The 3,125-nt window shown below is 46.3% G+C and carries 5 protein-coding genes; all 5 read right to left on the reverse strand.

Annotated features, from left to right (window positions below):
- Nucleotides 1-43: 43 nt before the first annotated feature.
- Complete coding sequence (locus CDG79_RS39855) at nucleotides 44-850, reverse strand: class I SAM-dependent methyltransferase (RefSeq protein ID WP_094346959.1); 807 nt, start codon at nucleotides 848-850, stop codon at nucleotides 44-46.
- Nucleotides 851-1,065: 215 nt separating this feature from the next.
- On the reverse strand, nucleotides 1,066-1,527 hold the full coding sequence (locus CDG79_RS39860) for a cupin domain-containing protein (protein ID WP_094346960.1): 462 nt from the start codon (nucleotides 1,525-1,527) through the stop codon (nucleotides 1,066-1,068).
- Between the two features lie 371 nt (nucleotides 1,528-1,898).
- Nucleotides 1,899-2,393, reverse strand: coding sequence for an organic hydroperoxide resistance protein (locus CDG79_RS39865; protein WP_094346961.1), 495 nt, complete (start codon nucleotides 2,391-2,393; stop codon nucleotides 1,899-1,901).
- 237 nt (nucleotides 2,394-2,630) lie between these two features.
- Entirely contained in the window at nucleotides 2,631-2,840 is a 210-nt protein-coding gene (locus CDG79_RS43250; RefSeq protein WP_189525314.1) for a hypothetical protein, read from the reverse strand.
- Nucleotides 2,841-2,866: 26 nt separating this feature from the next.
- Nucleotides 2,867-3,125: hypothetical protein (locus tag CDG79_RS43255; RefSeq protein WP_223278657.1), on the reverse strand; the 259-nt coding region annotated here is incomplete at its 5' end.

The following is a 3,125-nucleotide window of genomic DNA, read 5'->3' on the forward strand; positions in this document are numbered from 1 at the left end:
TTATTTGATTTTAATAACAGCATTTATTTAGCTACAAAACATACTAATTTACACTGTTTAACTTCAAAGCAGACGACAAGTGTATAGATTCTTCATGCATAGATGAGGGGGAGAAAAGGGGTTGCCCAGGGCAACCCCTTTTCTCCCCCCTTAAAATGATTATCATTCTTGATAAAACCTGTCTCTTGTTTTTCTTGGAATAATTTATTCTTTGGAAGTCCCTTATAGGCAATTCGGTGACAGACACTTCAGTAAACCCCGCCCCATTCAAGACATGAGCGCATTCTGTGGGGTCGCCAAAGCGAAACAGAGGCGGCGCAGGAAGTAGATCCACATCCGTGCTGCCATAAGTCTGCACCGAACCCAGTATCAGAGCCATGAACGGATTACGCGTTGGCGGTGTCCAGCAGGTGAAGGCATAGCGCCCTCCAGGTTTGAGTACACGAAAGGATTCGGCTAGCGCCCGTTCTGGGTTTTGGAAATGGAGGATGCCCAAGCTACAAACGACTGCCTCAAACTGGCTCGACTCGAAAGTCAGGTTCTCAGCGTCCCCGTTATAAAATTGGGCTTTAGGGCATCGCACTCTGGCAATGGCCACCATATTCTCTGCAAAGTCTAATCCAGTTACGATAGCCTCCCGCTTTACTGCTGCGGCACTGAGCCACCCAGTCCCGCAAGCTACATCCAGCAATCTCAGTCCAGACTTGGCTCCTACGGCATCCAATATGGCTTCATTCGCCTGAGAAGTCACAACAGCGATCGCTTGATCATATCCTTCAGCAACAAGAGAGAATCTGTTGCGATCGAATTCCTTAAATGCATTGTGAGCAATGGTCGGGTCATCTGCCATTTGTTACTTTCTTCAGTGAGGTGTTAGTAGATTGAACAGTTGTTGTAAAGCGATTTTGAACAGTCAGTGAGCGCCCAAGGCATCGAGAAATATCTTGTTACTATAGGCATATATACAAAAATCCTTATACCGAAACATGCGCTTGGCAAAACTTCAAGCAAAGCGCGAAGAAATTTTTAAGATTGCTGCTAAATATGGCATTTTAAATATACGAATCATGGGTCTGAGTTGGCCATGCTGACGGCTAACGGTGCGCCGAGAATTTCGACACCATAGTCCTGAGCGAGTTTTATCAGGGCGGCTGGCTCTAGTGCGACTGAGGCAGTGCTTTGGAAAAAGCCTTCCGAGCCTCCTGGTGTTAGGATAGCCACAATCCGGGCGGGTTCTGAGTACAGATTGATCCAGGCGTGTGGGGTGTTTTTGGGAATACAGAGGGAGTCACCGCTGGTTAGTTCAAGGATTTCCTCGCCAATGTGATAGCGCAGTTTGCCTTGAATCAGGTAGTGAATTTCTGTTTGATAGGGATGTAAATGCAGAGGTGGCCCTGCTAAGTAACCTACTTCGTTTTCAACAAAATCAAGCTCAGAATTAGAAATGAAATATGTGACGCGATCGCTCGGAGCAGCAATATGGTTGCGCCCTTTACTGACAGTTAAGGTGAACGGTGAATCTGACATGGGTGTCTCCTAATTATCATTATTCTCAACTTTTTTCTCATTCCTACAGTTGATATCACTGATAGCAAAGATTCTATCAACTCTTGGTATAGAAGCCAGTACAGACAATTGAATAAGCTACTCACCCCTTTATATAAGCCAAATTTATCAATCGCTCTCTGTAGAGAGTTTTTTGGCAGATGAAAGATAAGCGCGACTTAATTGAGGTGGGTGGTTCACGAAGTAGCAGGTGTTTGAGAGAATGAATACTGTCGGGAAAATGGACTACAAACGGGACAGTCTACCGCGCTACGATCCCCATTCTGACGTTGAGAGTCGCTCCACTCAAGAGTTATTGCGAAAGCTATCAACATCAATGATGTCCAGATGATTCAAGCTACCGTCACCTCCACATCAACATTGCCATGAATAGCTTTCGAGTAGGGACAGAGCTTGTGTGCTTGGGCAACCAGCTGTTCAGATTTCTCTCGGTCTTCCCCAGGAAGAGCAACAGTTAATTTTGCGGACAGAATATATCCACCATCCGCTGGATCTCTGCCAATGGTTACAGCACATGTAACCGTGGCAGTTGAAGCATCAATACCAGCTTTTATTGAAACCAAAGCCAGTGACCCATGAAAGCAGGCTGCATAACCTGCTGCAAAAAGTTGCTCTGGATTAGTTCCTTGCCCCTGTCCACCAAGTTTAGTAGGAAACGCAAGGTTCAAGTCGAGTAAGCCATCGTCACTACGGGCATGACCCGACACCCGTGCATGTCCCTCTTGCCCTGGGTTTACAGTGACCACAGCCGTATACAAGGGTTTCATCACAGCACCTTCGTACTGTTGCCCTAGTTGTTGGATCAGTTCCTTTGTATTGGGATTCATCAGTCCTCCTTCATTAGTAGACGCTCATTCTAGTAACCCAGAAATTTATTGGACTACCCTACCTTGCGCTTGTTCACAGATAACGCTAAGTCAAATCGATTCTCCCATGACAATATGTCCCATAGATAATTAATGCCAATTTGACCGCCTACGCGCCCCAAAACCTTAATTTGACGTGAGCGCCAGTCAGGGCTGACTCTCGTATTGGGCATCACCGTGACAGTCCCTCTTGTAGTACTAAAGATCAACCTCACGATCAGAAGCTCGTACTAGCATCTCAAGTTGGGCGAATTCCCCCAAGGTCAAAAACCCATGCAGTTCCGAATAAGAAGCGATTTCCATTTCACCCAAAATATCCTTAATTACCTCCCAACTTGGATTGGGGGATTCCAGGATACAAGCGATCGCTTCTGAGGCTAAAACCTTGGAATCAAAAGAAGATGGCACAGAGTCCGATTGACCCGCACCACTTTCTAGCTTTTCCGCACAACTTGGGGAGCTACCCGCCCCAGTTTGAGAGCTAACCGCCCCAGTTTGAGAGCTAACCGCCCCAGTTTGAGAGCTAACCGCCCCAGTTTCGCCCCAGTTACCGCCCCATTCTTCCTTGCCTGGTAAGACTTCCGCCCCACCCGCCCCAGTTTTTCTAATTCTGGAGAAAACATTGAAAAGGAAGATATGAAAATTGATTTACTTTCTTCGACAATGGAAAAAGAAGAATATGTAACCCAAACT

The sequence above is a fragment of the Nostoc sp. 'Peltigera membranacea cyanobiont' 232 genome, from assembly GCF_002245985.1.
Taxonomy (GTDB): Bacteria; Cyanobacteriota; Cyanobacteriia; order Cyanobacteriales; family Nostocaceae; genus Nostoc.

Bases quoted from the DNA above. Each gene is read 5' to 3' on its own strand.
- CDG79_RS39865 (WP_094346961.1), bottom strand. From the start codon at position 2,393: ATGAATCCCAATACAAAGGAACTGATCCAACAACTAGGGCAACAGTAC.
- CDG79_RS39855 (WP_094346959.1), bottom strand. From the start codon at position 850: ATGGCAGATGACCCGACCATTGCTCACAATGCATTTAAGGAATTCGAT.
- CDG79_RS39860 (WP_094346960.1), bottom strand. From the start codon at position 1,527: ATGTCAGATTCACCGTTCACCTTAACTGTCAGTAAAGGGCGCAACCAT.